Annotated in this window: 7 protein-coding genes and 1 pseudogene; 7 read left to right on the forward strand and 1 reads right to left on the reverse strand. The window is 64.7% G+C overall.

Translation table 11 applies throughout. The features are described 5' to 3' along the window. The first annotated feature begins 4 nt into the window (after positions 1 to 4). Positions 5 to 811, forward strand: coding sequence for a molecular chaperone (locus tag LGN10_RS10925; protein ID WP_226223258.1), 807 nt, complete (start codon positions 5 to 7; stop codon positions 809 to 811). Between the two features lie 80 nt (positions 812 to 891). Further along, on the forward strand, positions 892 to 3,879 hold the full coding sequence (locus LGN10_RS10930) for a GLUG motif-containing protein (protein ID WP_226223260.1): 2,988 nt from the start codon (positions 892 to 894) through the stop codon (positions 3,877 to 3,879). Between the two features lie 43 nt (positions 3,880 to 3,922). Here LGN10_RS10930 and LGN10_RS10935 read toward each other — a convergent pair whose 3' ends face one another. After that, positions 3,923 to 4,129 (reverse strand): hypothetical protein, encoded by a 207-nt coding sequence (locus tag LGN10_RS10935; RefSeq protein ID WP_226223262.1) that lies wholly within the window; start codon positions 4,127 to 4,129, stop codon positions 3,923 to 3,925. Here LGN10_RS10935 and LGN10_RS10940 point away from each other — a divergent pair. From LGN10_RS10940 to LGN10_RS10960, 5 genes and pseudogenes are all read left to right on the forward strand, one after another. Continuing rightward, entirely contained in the window at positions 4,119 to 5,111 is a 993-nt protein-coding gene (locus tag LGN10_RS10940) for a fimbrial protein (RefSeq protein WP_226223264.1), read from the forward strand. The two genes, LGN10_RS10935 and LGN10_RS10940, sit on opposite strands and share 11 nt — an antisense overlap. Positions 5,112 to 5,317: 206 nt before the next feature. Beyond that, on the forward strand, positions 5,318 to 6,133 hold the full coding sequence (locus LGN10_RS10945) for an ABC transporter substrate-binding protein (protein WP_059584343.1): 816 nt from the start codon (positions 5,318 to 5,320) through the stop codon (positions 6,131 to 6,133). Positions 6,134 to 6,227: 94 nt separating this feature from the next. Further along, positions 6,228 to 6,950 (forward strand): amino acid ABC transporter permease, encoded by a 723-nt coding sequence (locus tag LGN10_RS10950; RefSeq protein ID WP_226223266.1) that lies wholly within the window; start codon positions 6,228 to 6,230, stop codon positions 6,948 to 6,950. A gap of 2 nt (positions 6,951 to 6,952) precedes the next feature. Next, positions 6,953 to 7,678 carry an amino acid ABC transporter permease gene (locus tag LGN10_RS10955; protein WP_226223268.1) on the forward strand — a complete coding sequence of 242 codons (726 nt, stop codon included), beginning with the start codon at positions 6,953 to 6,955 and terminating at the stop codon, positions 7,676 to 7,678. Positions 7,679 to 8,335: 657 nt separating this feature from the next. Beyond that, a pseudogene (locus tag LGN10_RS10960) lies at positions 8,336 to 17,644 on the forward strand (hemagglutinin repeat-containing protein). The last annotated feature ends 5 nt before the right edge of the window (positions 17,645 to 17,649 follow it).

Raw genomic sequence — 17,649 nt, forward strand, 5'->3', positions numbered from 1 at the left:
CCCCATGCATCGATCGACATCCCGTTTCGACGCCGTCATCCACACGCTGCGGCCCCGCTGGCGCCATCGCCCCGTCGTTGTGCGGGTCGTGTGTGCGGCCGTGCTCGGCTGCGTTGCGAGCATCGGCACGATGCGGTGCGACGCAGCGTTATCCGTGGTCGGCACGCGCTTCGTTTATCCGGGCGACGCGCGCGCACTGACCATCTTCACGCGCAACGACGGAGACGCACCGATCCTCGTGCAGGCGTGGCTCGACGATGGCGATGCGAACGCCGATCCGGGTCGCCTGCGTGTGCCGTTCGTCGTCTCGCCGCCGCTCGCGCGGCTCGATCCGGGGCAGCCGCTGACGATCCGTGTGCAGTCCCTGGGCGGCGGCCTTGCCGCGGATCGAGAGTCCTGTTTCTGGATCAACCTGCTCGAAGTACCGCCGGCCGCACCGGCGGGCGAGCACGCGCTGCGTATCGCGTACCGGCTGCGAATGAAGCTGCTGGTTCGGCCGCCCGGTCTCGACGGCGACCCGGACGAGGCGCCGAACCGGCTTGCATGGTCGCACGCCGGCGCGAACGCGGCGGCGTCGCCGGCGTCGCTCGTCGCGCTCAATCCCACGCCGTACTACGTGACGCTCACGCGTGTGTTGCTGAACGGCAAGGGCGCGATGCCGGCGCACACGGTAATGGATATCGCGCCGTTCGGCCGTGTCGAGATCCCGGTCGGCACACAGGCCGGGGCGGGGCCGGGCGAGATCGTGTTCGACGCCGTCGACGACAGCGGCGCCGCGCACGAATACCGCGCGCGGCTCGCGCCGCCATAACGGGCGGCGCGTGAAAGCTTGTAGTACCCGTCCTGCCGTGGGCATCGGCAGGGATTCAACCACAACAAGGAAAAACGAACGTGAACAAGACCTATTCTTTGGTATGGAATGACGCGCAAGGCGCGTGGCAGGTCGCCGGCGAACGGGTGCGCCGGCGCGGCAAGTCGGCGACGCGCGCGCGCGTCGTCGCGGTGCTGGCGCTGCTCGCCGGCGGCGCGGCGACGTCGGCGTATGCGCTGCCGACAGGCGAGAAGATCGTGTCCGGGAACGGCGACATCCATCGCTACGACAACGGGCGGCAGATGTCGATCAACCAGCATAGCGACAAGCTCGTGACGGACTGGCAAGCGTTCAACATCGGCAAAGGCGAGCGCGTCAAGTTCAACCAGCCGTCCGCGGCGTCAATCGCGCTGAACCGGGTCGTCGGCCAGGACGGCACCACAATCTACGGCAATCTCGATGCGAACGGCCGCGTGTTCCTCGTCAATCCGAACGGCATTCTGTTCGGCAAGGGCGCACAGGTCAATGTCGGCGGCCTGGTGGCGACGACGCTGGATATCAAGAACGACGACTTCGACGCAGGCCGCTACCGGTTTTCCGGCCAGTCTCCCACCGAAGTGCGCAACTTCGGCAATCTCGTGGCGAGCGAAGGCGGCGCGATCGCGCTGCTCGGCGCGAAAGTCTTCAACAACGGGGTCATCCAGGCGCAGATGGGCACTGTCGCGCTGGGCGCGGGGAGCGACGCCACGCTGAACTTCGACGGCAGCAAGCTGCTCAACGTGCAGATCGACCGAGGTATCGTCGATGCGCTCGTCAGCAACGAGCAGTTGCTGAAGGCCGACGGCGGCCAAGTGCTGATGAGCGCGAAGGCCGCCGATACGCTGCTGCGCACGGTGGTCAACAACCAGGGCACCATCGAGGCGCGCACGCTCAGAAACGTCGCGGGCCGGATTTCGCTGGACGGCTACGACGCCGGCACCGTCAACGTCGCGGGCGTGATGAACGCGAGCGCGTCGACGCCGGGCGACGGCGGCACGGTCGAAACCCGCGGTGCCGACCTGAAGGTCGCGCTTGGCGCGAGGGTCGACACGCGCGCGAGCAACGGACGCGGCGGCACCTGGCGCATCGCAACGTCGGATATGTCGGTCAAGGCAGGCGCGAACCAGCCGGGTGCGATCGTGGCCGATACGCTGTCGCGCAATCTCGCGACCACCGATGTCGAGCTGATCGCCGAACGCGGCCAACTGTCGGTCGACGGCCCGGTGACCTGGGCCAGCGGCAATCGCTTGACGCTCGCCGGCCGGCAAGGCGACGTGTCGATCAACGGCGCGCTGCGTGCGACCGGTGCGAATGCGAGCATGGCCATTGCCGCGAAGAACAACGTGCAGATCGCGGCGCCGATCGCGCTGACCGGCACCAACGCGCTGCTGACGCTCGATTACGGCGTCGCGCACGCCCTCGCGGGCGGTGCGGCCGTGACGCTGTCGGGGGCCGGTGCCGGTTTCGAGTCGAACGGCTATCGCTATACCGTGATCCAGAATCTGCAGCAGTTGCAGGCCGTCAACGCGAATCTCGACGCGCTGTATGTGCTCGGCAACGATATCGCCGGTTCGTATTATTACGGCTCGTCGCTCAAGACGATCGGTTCGGGCACGCCGTTCGCCGGCGTGTTCGACGGCCTCGGCAACACGATCAGCAATCTCGCCATCGCGAGCAGCGATGCCTATGCCGGGCTGTTCGGCCGCAACACCGGCACGATCGCCAACCTCAACCTGAAGTCGCTGCGTGTCAGCGCAGCCTCGGGCGTCGGTCCGGTCGCGATCGGCGGGCTGGTGGGCGAAAACGCCGGCAAGATCTCGAACGTGACGGCGACGGGCATGCAGATGAGTGCCGGCGCCAGCCGCAGCAACGTGCTGGGCGGTCTCGTCGGCATCAATAGCGGCGAGCTTTCCCACGCGCAGTTTTCGGGATCGGTAACGGGCAACGGCATGTCGGATGCCGTCGGCGGGCTGGTCGGCGAGAACCGACTGGAACAGCGTGCCGGCATCGTGTCGGACAGCGAGTCCAACGCGACCGTTTCCGGCGGCGCGTCGGTCGGCGGTCTCGTCGGCGTGAATCGGCGCGGTGAAATTCTGCGCTCGACGAGCCGTGGCACCACATCGGGCGCGTATGTCGCCAGCGCGAACGTCGGCGGGTTCGTGGGTTCGAACCTGTTCGGCACGATCGTCGACGGAACGGCGCTGGGGCGCGTGACGGGCGGCTCGAGCGGCACGGCAGGCGGGTTTGCCGGAAACAATACCGGCACGATCACCGGTTCGAGCGCGAGCGGTGCCGTGGACGGCCGATACGCGCAGGCAGTCGGCGGCTTCGTCGGGCTGAATCAGAGCAAGGTGGCCGACGGCAAGGCGCTGGGCGCCGTGTCGAGCCAGTCGGCAGGTTCGACGGGCGGTTTCGTCGGCATCAACCTCGGCGACAACGCGTCCATCGACATGGCGGAAGCGCACGGCGCGGTAACGGGCGGCCAGGGTGCGAACGGTGGTTTCGTCGGCAGTCATCTCGGCGGCCGGATTGTCGACTCGGTCGCACGCGGCAAGACGATGGGCGGCAGCTACAGCAAGACGGGCGGCTTCGTCGGCAACAACGATGCCGAATTGGTTGGTGTGAACGCGAGCGGCGACGTGGTGGCCGGCACGAGTGCGTCGGTGGGCGGATTCGCGGGCGCCAACAGGCGGTTCGGCACGATCGACGTCGCGTCGGCAGCTGGCAAGGTGATGGGCGGCCAGTCGAGCACGATCGGCGGGTTCGCAGGCGAAAACCTCGGCACGATGCGCGACGTATCGGCATGGGGGACGGTCGGCGCCGCCTACTGCGCGACGCTCGGTGGTCTGGTGGGCCTGAACGCCGGGCTCGTCGAGCGCGGTGAAGCAAGCGGGCGCGTCGACGGACGGCCGAACCAGACCTTCGGCGGCCTCGTCGGTATCAATCGCGGCATTTTCCGTAACAGCACCGTGTCCGGCGAAGCTGCGCTGCAGAAAATCGCCGGTCTCAATCTCGGTGTGATCGAGTAATGCAGCAGGCGGCGGGCGAGCATGGCCGGCGCCCGTCGCCGATTCAACGGGAGGGCAGCATGAAGACGATTCGACGGCGCTGGCTTTGGCGAGTCGGCCGGGCGATGCGTCGCCTGGCGACGGCGGGATGCATCCTTGCATTCGGCACGAACGCGATGGCGCAGAGCAGCAGTGGCGCGACGGCGCTGGGGTGCACGTTCAGCAACGCCGACGCGTCATCCTGGCGAATGATCACGCCGTTGACGAGCACGACGCCGGTCGGCGCGATCCTGTATCAACGCACGGTTTCGCTGATAGTCTCGTTCGCGTACGGCGTCGCGCCGACGGCGCACGAACTGGTGAGCGCCGCACACTGGATGCCCGGCAGCGTGGTCGCGAACGGTGTTGCGCAGACGAATGTGAGCGGGATCGGCTTCAAATGGGCCGGCGTGTCCGACGACAGCGGCGAGCGGACGCTGCTGCAGAGCGCGCTGCCGATGGTAACCGCAAAGTCCGAACTTGATCGACCGGTGGGAGGCGGCAACGACGCGCGAATGGTGCGCTTCCGGCAATTTCTGGTGCTCGACAAACCGGTGTCGCAATTGCCGGAGGGCAAGCTGGTCGTCAAGAACCTGCTGGGCAGCCCGACCGTCGCGATTTATGCGATCGACTTTCCAAAAGGTGTCGCTTCGATCGGCAGCACGGTGGTGGTACCCGAGCAAACGACGCCGCCCAACCTGTGCAAGCAGGTGAAGACCTTCGTCGGCGTCGGCAACGTCTGCATCGGCAGCCAGTGCGAGATCCAGGTGCCGAACCGCTGCGAAATCCAGTCGAACATGATCGTGCCGGTCACGCTCGGCAATTTTTCGATCAACAATTTTCCAACCGTGAACGCGATGTCGAAGCCGGTCAGTTTCGATATTTCGCTCAGCCAGTGCGCGGCGGCGGCGAAGCCATTGATCAGTTTCCGCGACAAGGCCACGCAGCCGAATCCGGACAAGACGCTGCTGCAGTTGAGCGCACCGGCCGGCCAGAAGGTCGCGCGCGGGTTCAACATCGTGATGACGAATGCGCTGACCGGCGAGCGGATTGCATACGGCGAGCCCGGCGCGGCCGTCCAGTATCCGATGCGTCGCACGGGCGACATGGCCGTCATGCCGTTGAGCGCGCAGTACATCCGCACCGGTACGGATGCGGAGCTGGGCCCCGGCTATGCCGGTGGCGGCGCGGAATTCTCGTTGACGTTTCCGTGAACGCGATGCATCGATCGGCGGTCAAGCCGGTGCCGACCCGCCGGCCTCATCACGAAACCCGCAGAGCAAAGCACCATTTGTTGGTTCGAATTCGCCGCGCGCGCTGATACGTTAGCGGCTTCGCGACGACACACTTCGCCGCGATGTTTTTCGAACCGTGCCGCCGCGCGATCCGCGGCGGCCTCATAACAAATCAGGCCGTGCTCATGAAAATCAACACGCTCGCTACGTGGCTCGTCGGGGTCGCGCTCATTACCGCAGGCACCGTCGCGCATGCGGACCGTCTCGACGACATCAGGAAGGCCGGTGTGCTGCGCGTCGCGACGTTCGACAGCAACCCGCCGTTCGGTTATGTCGACGCGAAAAGCAACCACATCGTCGGTCTCGACGTCGATTACGCGAAGGCGCTTGCCGACAAGCTCGGCGTGAAGCTGCAACTGCAGCCGACCAACCCCGCGAACCGCATTCCGTTCCTGACCTCCGGCAAGGTCGACCTCGTGCTCGCGAATTTCACGATCACCGACGAGCGCGCGAAGCAAGTCGACTTCAGCATCCCGTATTTCTCGTCGGGCCAGCAGTTTCTCGCGAAGAAGGGCGTGCTGAAATCGGCCGACCAGCTGAACGGCTTGCGCGTCGGCGCGGACAAGGGCACGACCAACGAGATCACGCTGCGCGAGAAATTCCCGAAGGCGACGATCGTCGCATACGACGACACGCCGTTCGCATTTGCCGCGCTGCGCGCGGGCAACGTGCAGGCCATCACGCAGGACGGCCCGAAGCTGATCGGCCTGCTCGCGAACGTGCCCGACAAGCAGAACTACGAGATCCCGGCGTTCACGATCTCGAACGACTACATGGGCGTCGGCGTGCCGAAGGGCGAGACGCGCCTGCTCGGCTTCGTCAACGACACGCTGAAGGGGCTCGAGGCGAGCGGCCGCGCCACGCAGATCTACGACGCATGGTTCGGGCCGACGACGAAGACGCCGCTCACGCGCATTTTCCGGATCGGCGACAAGACCTGACCGCTTCCGCACGCGCGCCGCGACCGGCCGGAAGATCGGCCGCGCGGCGTTGTTCGTATACCTCCGATCGCGCACTTCGTGCGCGCTTCCCAGCATGCTCGGGTTGGCTCCCAAATATCTGTCCTGGCTCTGGCAGGGCTTCCTGCTGACGCTCGGCCTCGCGGCCGCGTCGGCCGTCGCCGCGACCGTCGGCGGGCTGCAGCTCGCCGTGATGCGGCATGCACGCGGCAGGGCGCCGCGTGCGGCCGCCGCCGCGTACGTGATTGCATTTCGCAACACGCCGTTGCTCGTGCAGTTGCTGTTCTGGTATTTCGGTGTCGCGTCGTTGCTGCCCGATACGTGGACGGCGTGGCTCAATGCGCGCCATGCCGCGAGCGTGGGCCCGTTCACGCTCGCGTGGCCGTCGTTCGAATTCGTGGCCGGGTGGGTCGGGTTGAGCGCCTATACGGCTGCCTTCGTCGCCGAGGAATGCGAAGCCGGCCTGCGCGGCGTGCGGCGTGCGCAACACGATGCGGCGGCCGCGCTCGGCCTCACGCCGATGCAGTCGCTGCGCTACGTGGTGCTGCCGCAGGCCGTGCGCATCGCGTTGCCGCCGTTGTTCGGCCAATACATGAATCTCGTGAAGAACTCGTCGCTCGCGATGGCGATCGGCGTCGCCGAGTTGTCGTATGCGTCGCGGCAGGTCGAGACCGAGACGTTCAAGACGTTCGCCGTATTCGGCGTCGCGACGCTGCTGTACGTCGCGGCGGTGGCCGCGATCGAGGCCGGCGCGTATGCGGCCACGCAATGGCGCGACCGGCTCGGAGCGGGGCGCTGACGATGGATCTTTCGCTGCTGCTCTCGAATCTGCCGTACCTGCTGGTCGGCGCGTTTCCGGACGGCCCGCTCGGCGGCGCCGCGCTGTCGCTGGTGCTGGCGCTCGCGTCCGCGATCGCGTCGGCCGCGCTCGGCGTGGTGCTCGGCGTCGCGATGGCGCTTGTACGCGGCCCGGCGCGCGTGCTGCTGCTCGCGTTCATCGGCTTCTTTCGCGCGATTCCGGTGCTGATGCTGATCTTCTGGACGTATTTCCTGATGCCGGTGCTGCTGCATATGGATGTGCCGGGGCTCGCGACGGTCGTGTGCGCGCTGGCGCTGATCGGTGGCGCGTATCTCGCGCATGCTGTGCATGCGGGGATCGTCGCGGCCGGCGACGGGCAATGGCAGGCCGGGCTGTCGCTCGGGCTCACGCGCTGGCAGACGGTGCGCTACGTGCTGTTGCCGCAAGCGATCCGGATCATGACGCCGTCGTTCGTCAACCAGTGGGTCGCGCTCGTGAAGGACACGTCGCTCGCGTATATCGTCGGCGTGCCGGAACTGTCGTTCGTTGCAACGCAGGTGAACAACCGGCTGATGGTGTATCCGGCGCCGATCTTCCTGTTCGTCGCGGTCATCTATCTGGTGCTGTGCACGTCGCTCGACGGCGCGGCGCGGTGGTTGCTGTCGTGGCGGCCGCGGGCGCGGCGTGTCGAGGGCACGGCGGTCGAACGGATCAAATTCCTCCGATGATGTAATCCCGATACGCGGTTGCAAGGGAGCCGATTACCGGTCGCATGCCGATTCAAGTGATCCTGCTCCCGTTCCACGAATGCGGTAGTCGAGGAAACACCGGACGGCAGTGCCAGAAACCGGTGAGCGAACGACAGGCGCGTGTCGGTGTGTCGGCCGGTCCTTGGTGGCGAGCAAATAGAAACTCACCGTGAACATTGCGACGAACGCGAGGCCCAGCCCGATCGACACAAAGATGGGGGCACGATCGCGGAAACTCCTGTGGTAAGTGCGCCGATGCGGAAATGCATCGCCGGAGGTGCCGTATCTGGCCGCGCCGAGGAAGCTGATATGTGGTTGAAAGAAGGCTAATTTCAGGTCGTGCGCCGATTCCCCCTCGCAATTCTGTCAGGGATTTTTGAGATGATGGGTGAGGTAATATTCGCGCGAATTGCCGTAGCCAATACCGTCAATATTTGCGACTAACCGAATTCACTGTTCAGTCTGCACGGTTGGGACCGCCGATCGGCGCGTTCGCCGCTAATACGACTGTGAAGAGATCACCGGCTCGTCGCTTCTCGGCAACGCTTGACACTTGTTGACGCTGTTCGATCAGATTCCGTGCGATGTTCGAAGGCCGTGAGAGCGGATCGGACGAATCGCGAGTAGACCAGGATCATGAATAAAAACCATTATCGGCTGGTATTCAGCCGCGTGCGGGGTATGTTGGTTGCGGTGGAAGAAACCGCAAATGCATCGAGTAACGCAGGGCGAGGCGAAATCGGTTTCGCCATTCGTTCGCCGCACACATTCGCGAGATCCGCGCTTCGTCAGGTGGCACTCGCTGCACTGGTTGCTGTCGGCGTGGTGCCGATATGGGCCAATGCCCAGGTTGTTGCGGGCGGTACGCATGCGCCGTCGGTAATCCAGACACAGAACGGACTTCAACAGGTGAACATCAACCGTCCCGGCTCGTCGGGCGTGTCGATGAACACGTACAACCAGTTCGACGTACCCAAGCCCGGGATTATTCTCAACAACTCCCCGATCAACGTTCAGACTCAATTGGGCGGCATTATCGGCGGCAATCCTAATTACCGCGCCGGCGACGCCGCGCGTCTGATCGTCAACCAGGTCAACAGCAACAACCCGAGCTTTATTCGCGGCAAGGTCGAGATTGGAGGCGCAGCCGCGCAGCTCGTGATCGCGAATCAGGCCGGCCTGGTCGTGGATGGAGGCGGCTTCCTGAATACGAGCCGAGCCACGCTGACAACAGGCAATCCGAACTTCGGGCCGGACGGTTCGCTCACGGGCTTCAACGTGAACCAGGGTCTGATTACCGTGGCCGGCGCGGGTCTCGATACCGCCAATGTCGATCAGGTGGATTTGTTGGCGCGCGCCGTGCAGATCAACGCGAAGGCCTACGCGAAGACGCTGAATGTCGTCGCCGGATCGAATCAGGTCGACTACACCACCCTGAACGCCACGCCGATCGCCGGCAACGGCGCAGCGCCCAGCATCGCGATCGATGTCAGCCAGCTCGGTGGAATGTACGCCAATAGGGTGTTTTTGGTGTCTTCAGAGAGGGGCGTCGGTGTTGCCAATGCGGGCGACATCGCTGCGCAAGCGGGGGATCTGACGCTGCTCGCGAACGGTCGTCTCGTGCTGTCGGGGCAGACCAATGCGGCCGGCAATATGTCGCTGTCGGCCGCGGGTGGTATCCAGAACAGTGGCGTTACGTATGGCAAACAGTCGGTCACCATCAACACGGGCGCGGACCTGACTAACAGTGGCGCGTTGACCGCCCAGCACAATTTGACCGCCAACGTCGGCAGCCTCAACTCTACGGGCACCCTCGGCGCAGGCATCAACGCCGACAGCACGGTCGGTTCGAGCGGCGATCTGAGTGTCACGAGCAGCGGTCAGTTGACCGCGACGGGGACTAACAGCGCGGCCGGGAACGCGACCTTCGCCGGTAGCGGTGTCGATCTGTCGAACAGTGCGACGGCTGCCAACGGCAACCTCACGCTGACCGCGACGGCGGGCGACGTGAATTTGACCGGCTCGACCGCCAGCGCCAAGGGCGCTGTGAACGCGCAGGCGAGCGGCACGGTCATCAATGACCGTGGCAATCTGTCCAGCGGCGCGGGCATGACGCTCGGCGGCGGCAACCTGTCGAATCAGGGCGGCCGCGCCTATTCGCAAGGCCCGCTGTCCCTGCAGATGGCCGGCACCGTGTCGAACCAAAACGGGATGCTGAGTTCGCAAAGCACGGCCGACGTTCGCGGGAGTGCGATCCAGAACAATGCCGGGCTGATTCAGAGCGCGGGCAAGCAAACGATTGCGGGCGCATCGATCGACAATAGCGCCGGTCGGCTGATTTCCCTGAACGCGGACGGCCTGTCGGTGACGGCAACCGGCGCACTCACGAACGCGGCCGGCGCGAACGTGAGCGGCGATCCGGGCGGCGTCATCGGCGGCAAGGGCGACGTGACCGTACAGGGGAACACGGTCACGAACAGCGGCTCGGTGTCGGCCGATGCGAACCTGCACGTGATCGGCCAGAGCGTCGACAACGGCAACGGTATCCTGCACGCCGGGCAGACTGCGACAGTCGAAGCCGGCACTCATTTTGCGAATGCGAACGGCCGGGTTGAGGGCCAAAGCGCCGTGTTGAACGGCACGACGCTGGACAACTCCCAAGGCACGATCAATGCGGAGACAGTCTCGCTGAACGGTTCGACGCTGCTGAACCACGGCGGTACGGTCACGCAGACCGGCACTGGCCCGATGACGGTCGCGATTACCGACACGCTGGACAATTCGAACAACGGTCTGATTCAGACGCGCAGCACGGATCTGTCGCTCACGCCCGCTACGCTGATCAACGACAACGGCGGCACGATCACGCACGTCGGCACGGGTACGCTGACGGTCGGCAACGCTTCAGGCACGGTCAACAACCAAGCGGGGGCCATCGCCAGCAACGGCCGCACGGTCCTGCAGGGCAAGACGATCGACAACTCGGCCGGTTCAGCGTCCGGCCAAACGGGCTTGAGCGTCAATGTGGCCGACTCGATCACGAATACGAGCGGCAAGCTCACGTCGAACGCCAACGTCGACGTAAACGCCGGCGGTGCACTGATCAACGACGGCGGCGAGCTCGGTTCGAAGACGGCGGTCACGACGATTCATAGCGCCTCGCTGTCGAACCTCGGCGGCAAAATCGCGTCGCCCGTGCTGGCGGCAACCGTCGCCGGCCTGATTGACAACAGTCAGAACGGCGACATCGAAGCCAATCGGCTTGCATTGACAGCCGCGAACCTGAAAAACGAGGGCGGCCGCATCTCGCAATGGCAGAACGGGCCGACCACGCTCGCCATTTCCGGCACGCTCGACAATTCGAATGGCGGGGTCATCCAGACCAACAGCACGGATCTGACGCTCGCACCAGCCGCACTGGACAACTCGAAAGGCACCCTCGTGCACGGCGGCGCCGGCACGCTGATGCTCACGCCGGGTAACGGCGCCGGGGCCTTGAACAACAGTGGCGGCACGATCGGCACCAACGGACAAGCCATCTTGAAGGCCGGCAGTCTGGACAATGGTAGCGGCGTCATCGCTGCGAAGCTGGGTCTGTCTGCGATGATTGCTGGAGCAGTGAACAACGCTCAGGGCCTGATGCGCTCGAACGCGTACCTGTCGATGATCAGCGGCGGCGCGTTGTCGAACCGGCAAGGGCACATCGCGGCGGGCCAAGCGGGTGACGCCAGCACGCTGTCGATTCAGGCCGCGTCGATCGACAACACCGACGGCGCGGTGCACGACTTCGGTAGCGGCGCGATGAACGTGCGGGGCGGCAGCCAGATCGTGAACAGCCACGCGGGCGGCGTCGCCGGCATGGGGCAGATGACCGGCCAGGGTGACGTGACGATCGGCGCGGCCTCGATCTCGAACACGCAGGGCGGCCAGTTGATGGGCGCGAACCTGCTGGTGCAAGGCGATACGCTGGACAACACCGGAGGCCAGATCGGCAATGTCGCGAATGCAGCGGGTGACGTGAACGTAAACACGACAGGCGCGATCTCGAACACCGGTGGTTCGATCGGCTCGACGCACGACCTGACGGTGGCGGCTTCGACGTTGTTCGGCGGTGGCACATACAGCGCGGCGCACGACGCGACGATCAACCTGCAAGGCGATTTCACGACCACACCGCAAACGCAGTTCAACATCGGTCACGACCTGACCTTCACGTTGCCGGGCACGTTCACGAACAACGCGAACCTGCAATCGGTCAACAATCTGACGCTCAACGCCGGCAACATCGTCAACACGGGCGCGATCACGGCCGGTAGCTTGCTCAGGACGCATTCGGGCGACCTGACGAACTATGGCGCGATGGTGGGCGGCAGCGTCGCCATCCAGGCCAGCGGTACCGTGTAGAACCTCGGCCCTGTCGCGTTGATCGGCGCATCGGACACGTCGGGCCTGCTGGAAATCCTCGCACACGACATCGAGAACCGCGACGACACGACGCTGGGCGATTCGATGCCGACCACGACGATCTTCGGGCTCGGCAAAGTGGCTTTGGCGGGCGGCAAGGATGCGAACGGCAACTACACGAACGCGGCGTTGATCAACAATTCGTCGGCAGCGATCCAGTCAGGGAGCTCGATGGAACTGCACGCCGACAAGGTCACGAACACGCGGCGCGTGATGCAGACCTCGGGCAACACGAGTCAGGTCGATCCCGCGTTGCTGCAACAGCTCGGCATCAGCATGTCAGGGTGCGCTGCTTACTTCATGGCAGCCTGTAGCGGTCAGGACGTTCACTGGGTCAACATCTTTCACGACCCGAACGATCCCAGCTACGATCCCGCGCCGATCATCGCCGCGCTCAAATTGCAGCCGGGTGGTGTGTTCACCGTTCCGCCGGACGGCGGCCAGTGGAACAGCGGGTATCAGTACACGACCTACGAGGGCAAGGCGACCGCCAACACCGTGACGAAGCTGAGCCCGGGCGCGCAGATCGCGTCGGGCGGCGATCTCGACGCGTCGACGGTCAAGACGTTCCAGAACTACTGGAGCAGCGTGACGGCGGCCGGCGACATCGAGCAGCCCGTGAGTCTCGACATGGACGGCTGGGGCGCAACGGGCCAGCAAGCGCCGGGCGTGACGGTCACGTATTCCGGGTACTACCACTACAACAACTACGACAACACCGAACACAACTGGACCTTGCCGTTCGGCGACAAGCCGTTCGTCGGCGGCCCGGGTGGATACACGCAGGCGGCGCCGGCCGACGTGCGGCAATACAGCTTGCCCGACTATCGCTCGACGTGGGGCGCGAACGGCGCGATCTCGGGCAATGGCGTGAGCGTGAACAACACGGCGGCCAATGCGACCATTCCGTCGCTCGGCCTGCTGCCCGGTCAGGCCGTGCCGGGACTGACGATCGGCACGGTGAGCGGTAACGCGAGCGGCACGCAGTCCGGAGCCGCCGCGATCAAGGGTGGTACGCCCACCTGGGTCGATCCGGTGATCGCAAGCGCGACCGCCGTGAGCGTGTTGAACAACCTGACGATTCCGCAGGGCGGCCTGTACCGGCCCAATCCGGCTCCGAATCCGACGTACCTGATCGAGACGAACCCCGCGTTCACGCGGATGAACAATTTCCTGTCGAGCGACTATTACCTTCAGCAGATCGGCGTGAATCCGCTGACGACCGAAAAGCGGCTCGGAGACGGGTTCTACGAGCAGCAGCTCGTGCGCAACCAGGTCACGCAACTGACGGGCAAGGCGGTATTGGGGCCGTATACGGACCTTCAGGGCATGTATCAGTCGCTGATGGCCGCGGGCGCTGAATTGTCGAAGTCGCTGAACTTGCCGCTCGGCATGAGCCTGTCGGCGCAGCAGGTGGCCGCGCTCACGAGCAACGTGATCATCATGCAGACCGAGACGGTCGGCGGTCAACAAGTGCTCGTGCCGGTCGTGTATCTGGCGAAGGCCGATCAGCAAAATGCGAACGGGCCGCTGATCACGGCCGGCAATATCGATTTGAAGAACACACAGGTCTTCACGAACAGCGGCGCCGTGAAGGCGGATGCGACGCTCGCGCTTCAGGGCAAGCAGATCGACAACGCATTCGGTGCGCTGCAAAGCGGCGGGCTGATGTCGCTCGATACGACAGGCAACGTGGATCTCACGTCGGCCAACGTGAAGGCCGGCAGCCTCGAACTGAACGCAGGCAACAAGCTGATTCTGGATACCGCGACGCAGACGACGCACCAGGTCAGTCGCGACGGCGCGACGAGCGACAAGACGACGCTCGGGCCGGCCGCGAACCTGAACGTGGCCGGCGACGCGGCGATCAAGACCGGCGGCGACTTCCAGCAGAACGCCGGGAACCTGAATGTCGGCGGGAACCTGAACGCCAATATTGGCGGGAACTGGAACCTCGGCGCGCAGCAGACCGGCGAGCACAAGGTCGTGCAGCGCGCGAACGGCGTGTCGGATACGGACCTCAACAGCGCGACCGGCAGCACCGTGAACGTCGGTGGCAAGTCGGCCATCGGTGTGGGCGGCGACCTGACGGCGCAGGGTGCGCAACTCAACTTCGGTCAGGGCGGCACGGTCGCGGCCAAGGGCAACGTGACCTTTGGCGCGGCGAGCACCACGTCGACCATCAACGCCAACAGTTCGGGCGACCAAGGCAATCGCAGCTATGCGGAAACCCGGCATGGGGCGGACCAGGCGCTGACGGGCACGACCGTCAAGGGCGGCGATACGCTCAACGTGGTGTCGGGCAAGGACATCAATGTCATCGGCAGCACGATCGACCTGAACAAGGGCGATGCGAACTTGCTGGCGGCCGGCGATGTGAATGTCGGGGCCGCGACCGAAACGCATGTGTACAACTCGCACGAGACGCATAGCCGTAGCGGCGTCGTGAGCGGCACGAAAATCGCCAGCAGCCAGGACGCGACCAGCACTGTCGCGAACGGCAGCCTGATTTCGGCGGACGGTGTGTCAATTGGTAGCGGCAAGGACATCAACGTTCAGGGTAGTACGGTCGTCGGTACACACGACGTGACGCTGAACGCGGCGCACGACGTGAACATCACGACGTCGCAGGACACCAGCCAATCATCAACCACCTATCAGGAGCAGCACTCGGGCCTGATGTCGGGCGGCGGCCTGTCGTTCTCGGTCGGCAACAGCAAGCTTGCGCAGCAGAATCAATCGTCGAGCGTGACGAACAACGCCAGTACGGTCGGCTCGGTCGACGGCAATCTGTCCGTCAACGCGGGCAATACGCTGCATGTGCAAGGCAGCGATCTGGTTGCAGGCAAGGACGTGACCGGGAAGGCGGCGAACATCGTCGTCGATTCGGCCACCGACACCACGCATCAGGCGCAACAGCAGCAGACGAGCAAGAGCGGGTTGACGATCGGCCTGTCGGGCTCGGTAGGCGATGCGATCAACAACGCGATCAGCGAGACGCAGGCCGCGCGCGAATCGGCGAAGGACAGCAACGGCCGCGCATCGGCATTGCATAGCATCGCGGCGGCCGGAGACGTGGCATTCGGCGGCATGGGCGGCGCAGCGCTGTTGAACGGCGCAAAGGGGCCACAGGCCCCGAGCATCGGCGTGCAGGTCAGCGTCGGTTCGAGCCATAGCTCGATGCAGTCGTCCGAAGACCAGACGATTCAGCGCGGCTCCAGCATTAACGCGGGCGGCAATGCGAAGCTGATCGCGACGGGCAACGGTACGCCGAAGGACGGCAACATCACGATCGCGGGCTCGAACGTGAACGCCGCCAACGTAGCGTTGGTCGCGAACAACCAGGTCAATCTCGTCAACACGACCGATACGGACAAGACACGGAGTTCGAACTCGTCGTCGGGGTCGAGCGTCGGCGTATCGATCGGCACGAACGGCATCGGCGTGTCCGCGTCGATGCAGCGTGCGCATGGCGACGGCAATTCGGACGCGGCGATCCAGAACAACACGCATGTCAACGCGAGCCAGACCGCAACCATCGTGAGCGGCGGCGACACGAACGTGATCGGCGCGAACGTGAACGCGAACAAGGTTGTGGCTGACGTGGGCGGCAATCTGAATGTGGCGAGCGTTCAGGACACGACCGTGAGCGCCGCACATCAATCGAGCGCGGGCGGCGGTTTCACGATCAGCCAGACCGGCGGCGGAGCGAGTTTCAGTGCGCAGAATGGCCATGCAGACGGCAACTATGCGGGCGTGAACGAGCAGGCGGGCATCCAGGCCGGTGCTGGCGGGTTCGACGTGGCCGTGAAGGGCAATACCGACCTGAAGGGCGCGTATATCGCCAGCACGGCCGACGCGTCGAAGAACAACCTGACGACTGGCACGCTCACGACGAGCGACATCGAGAACCACTCGCACTACAGCGCGAACAGCGCGGGCTTCAGCGCGGGCGCGTCGGTCGGGTCGAGCAACAAGGCAGTCGGCCCGTCGTCGGTATCGGGCTCGGGCGGCGTCACGCCGATGGTGTTCCAGAACGACAGCGGCGACCAGAGCGCGACGACGAAGAGCGCGGTGAGCGCTGGCACGATCAACATCACGAAGCCGGGTGAGCAGACGCAGGATGTCGCGAACCTGAACCGCGACACGACGAATCTGAACGGGACGGTTTCGAAGACGCCCGACGTTCAGAAAACGCTGTCGCAGCAGGCCGATACGATGAACGCGGCGCAGGCGGCCGGCCAGACGGTGTCGCAGGGGATTGGCTTGTATGCGGACAACAAACGTGACGCGGCGCTGAAAGCAGCTCAATCGGCGTATGACAGCGGCGACCTCGCTGGCGCGCAAGCGGCGCTGAACGAAGCCAAGGGCTGGATGGAAGGCGGTGCGTCCCGCGCGGAATTGCAGATGGGCGGCGGTGCGCTGATTGGCGGGCTCGGCGGCGGCAGTGCGCTCATGGCAATCGGTGGCGCAGCCGGCGGGGGCATGTCGTCACTGCTGGCGAACCAGGCTGAGAAGATCAGTAAATCGGTCGGTGATAGGACCGGCTCGTCGCTGGTCGGCAATATTGCTGCGAACGTGGCGGCGACGGTGGGCGGAACGTTAGTGGGCGGCACGGCCGGCGGCGCAATGGCGTCGAATGTGCAGCTTTACAATGCAGATAACGATCGGAACAAGCAAACGTCAAACGACGTATTTGCGTCGTTGTCAAAGAAGGTAGCCCAGGCTATCGTCATGACGTCCGACGCCAAGGCCGGTATGTGGAACGGGATGGTCAACGTCGCGGGCGCGATCGTCAACCTTCCGAACGGCGGGCCGCTTGCCACACCTGGCGATGCAGGCTATGTCTCGCTGGAAGGGCTGAAGAAGCCGTACAAGTCTGGAACGTCGGTCGGACCTGACACGGAGTTCTGGACACCGGTCTTGGCGACGCTGGGTCTGGGCGGCAAAGCTGCAGTCGGAACCGATGCGGCAACAACGTCGGCGGATGTCGCCACGGTCGGAAACGGCGCACTGAAAACCGCAAGTGGTGATTTGAGCGCGGCCGGCAATGCGGCAAGAACCCAACCGTATGGCAATGGCGCAAGCGCGTCGCCCTCGCCGGGAACAGCGACAGCGGGGAGTTCAGGAGCGAATGCTCAACTCCCAACGGCCAATGGTGGAGTTGCGGCGGCGGGTACATCATCGGCCACAAACGTGGGCAAGGTTGTTATCGACGGCAAGATCGGCGGCCAACTTGAGGCTCGTGGATGGACGCAGCAAGAAGTGCACGCAGTCGTCAATGAGGGACCTGTCGGAACGACGATGGATAATCGATCTGCGGGGAAGACCCCAGACGGGTTGCCGAGAAAAGATTCCGCATCCGTGTACGGTTCTAAGAGTGGTTACGTTGTGGTCAACGACCGGACCGGCGAAGTTGTCCAAGTGAGCGGTAAAAACGATCCTGGTTGGATTCCCGACAGTCGAATTAAATGGAAGTGAGTCGC

It is taken from the genome of Burkholderia sp. AU32262 (genome assembly GCF_020419985.1).
GTDB lineage: Bacteria > Pseudomonadota > Gammaproteobacteria > Burkholderiales > Burkholderiaceae > Burkholderia > Burkholderia semiarida.

Bases quoted from the DNA above. Each gene is read 5' to 3' on its own strand.
- LGN10_RS10925 (WP_226223258.1), top strand. From the start codon at position 5: ATGCATCGATCGACATCCCGTTTCGACGCCGTCATCCACACGCTGCGG.
- LGN10_RS10945 (WP_059584343.1), top strand. From the start codon at position 5,318: ATGAAAATCAACACGCTCGCTACGTGGCTCGTCGGGGTCGCGCTCATT.
- LGN10_RS10950 (WP_226223266.1), top strand. From the start codon at position 6,228: ATGCTCGGGTTGGCTCCCAAATATCTGTCCTGGCTCTGGCAGGGCTTC.
- LGN10_RS10955 (WP_226223268.1), top strand. From the start codon at position 6,953: ATGGATCTTTCGCTGCTGCTCTCGAATCTGCCGTACCTGCTGGTCGGC.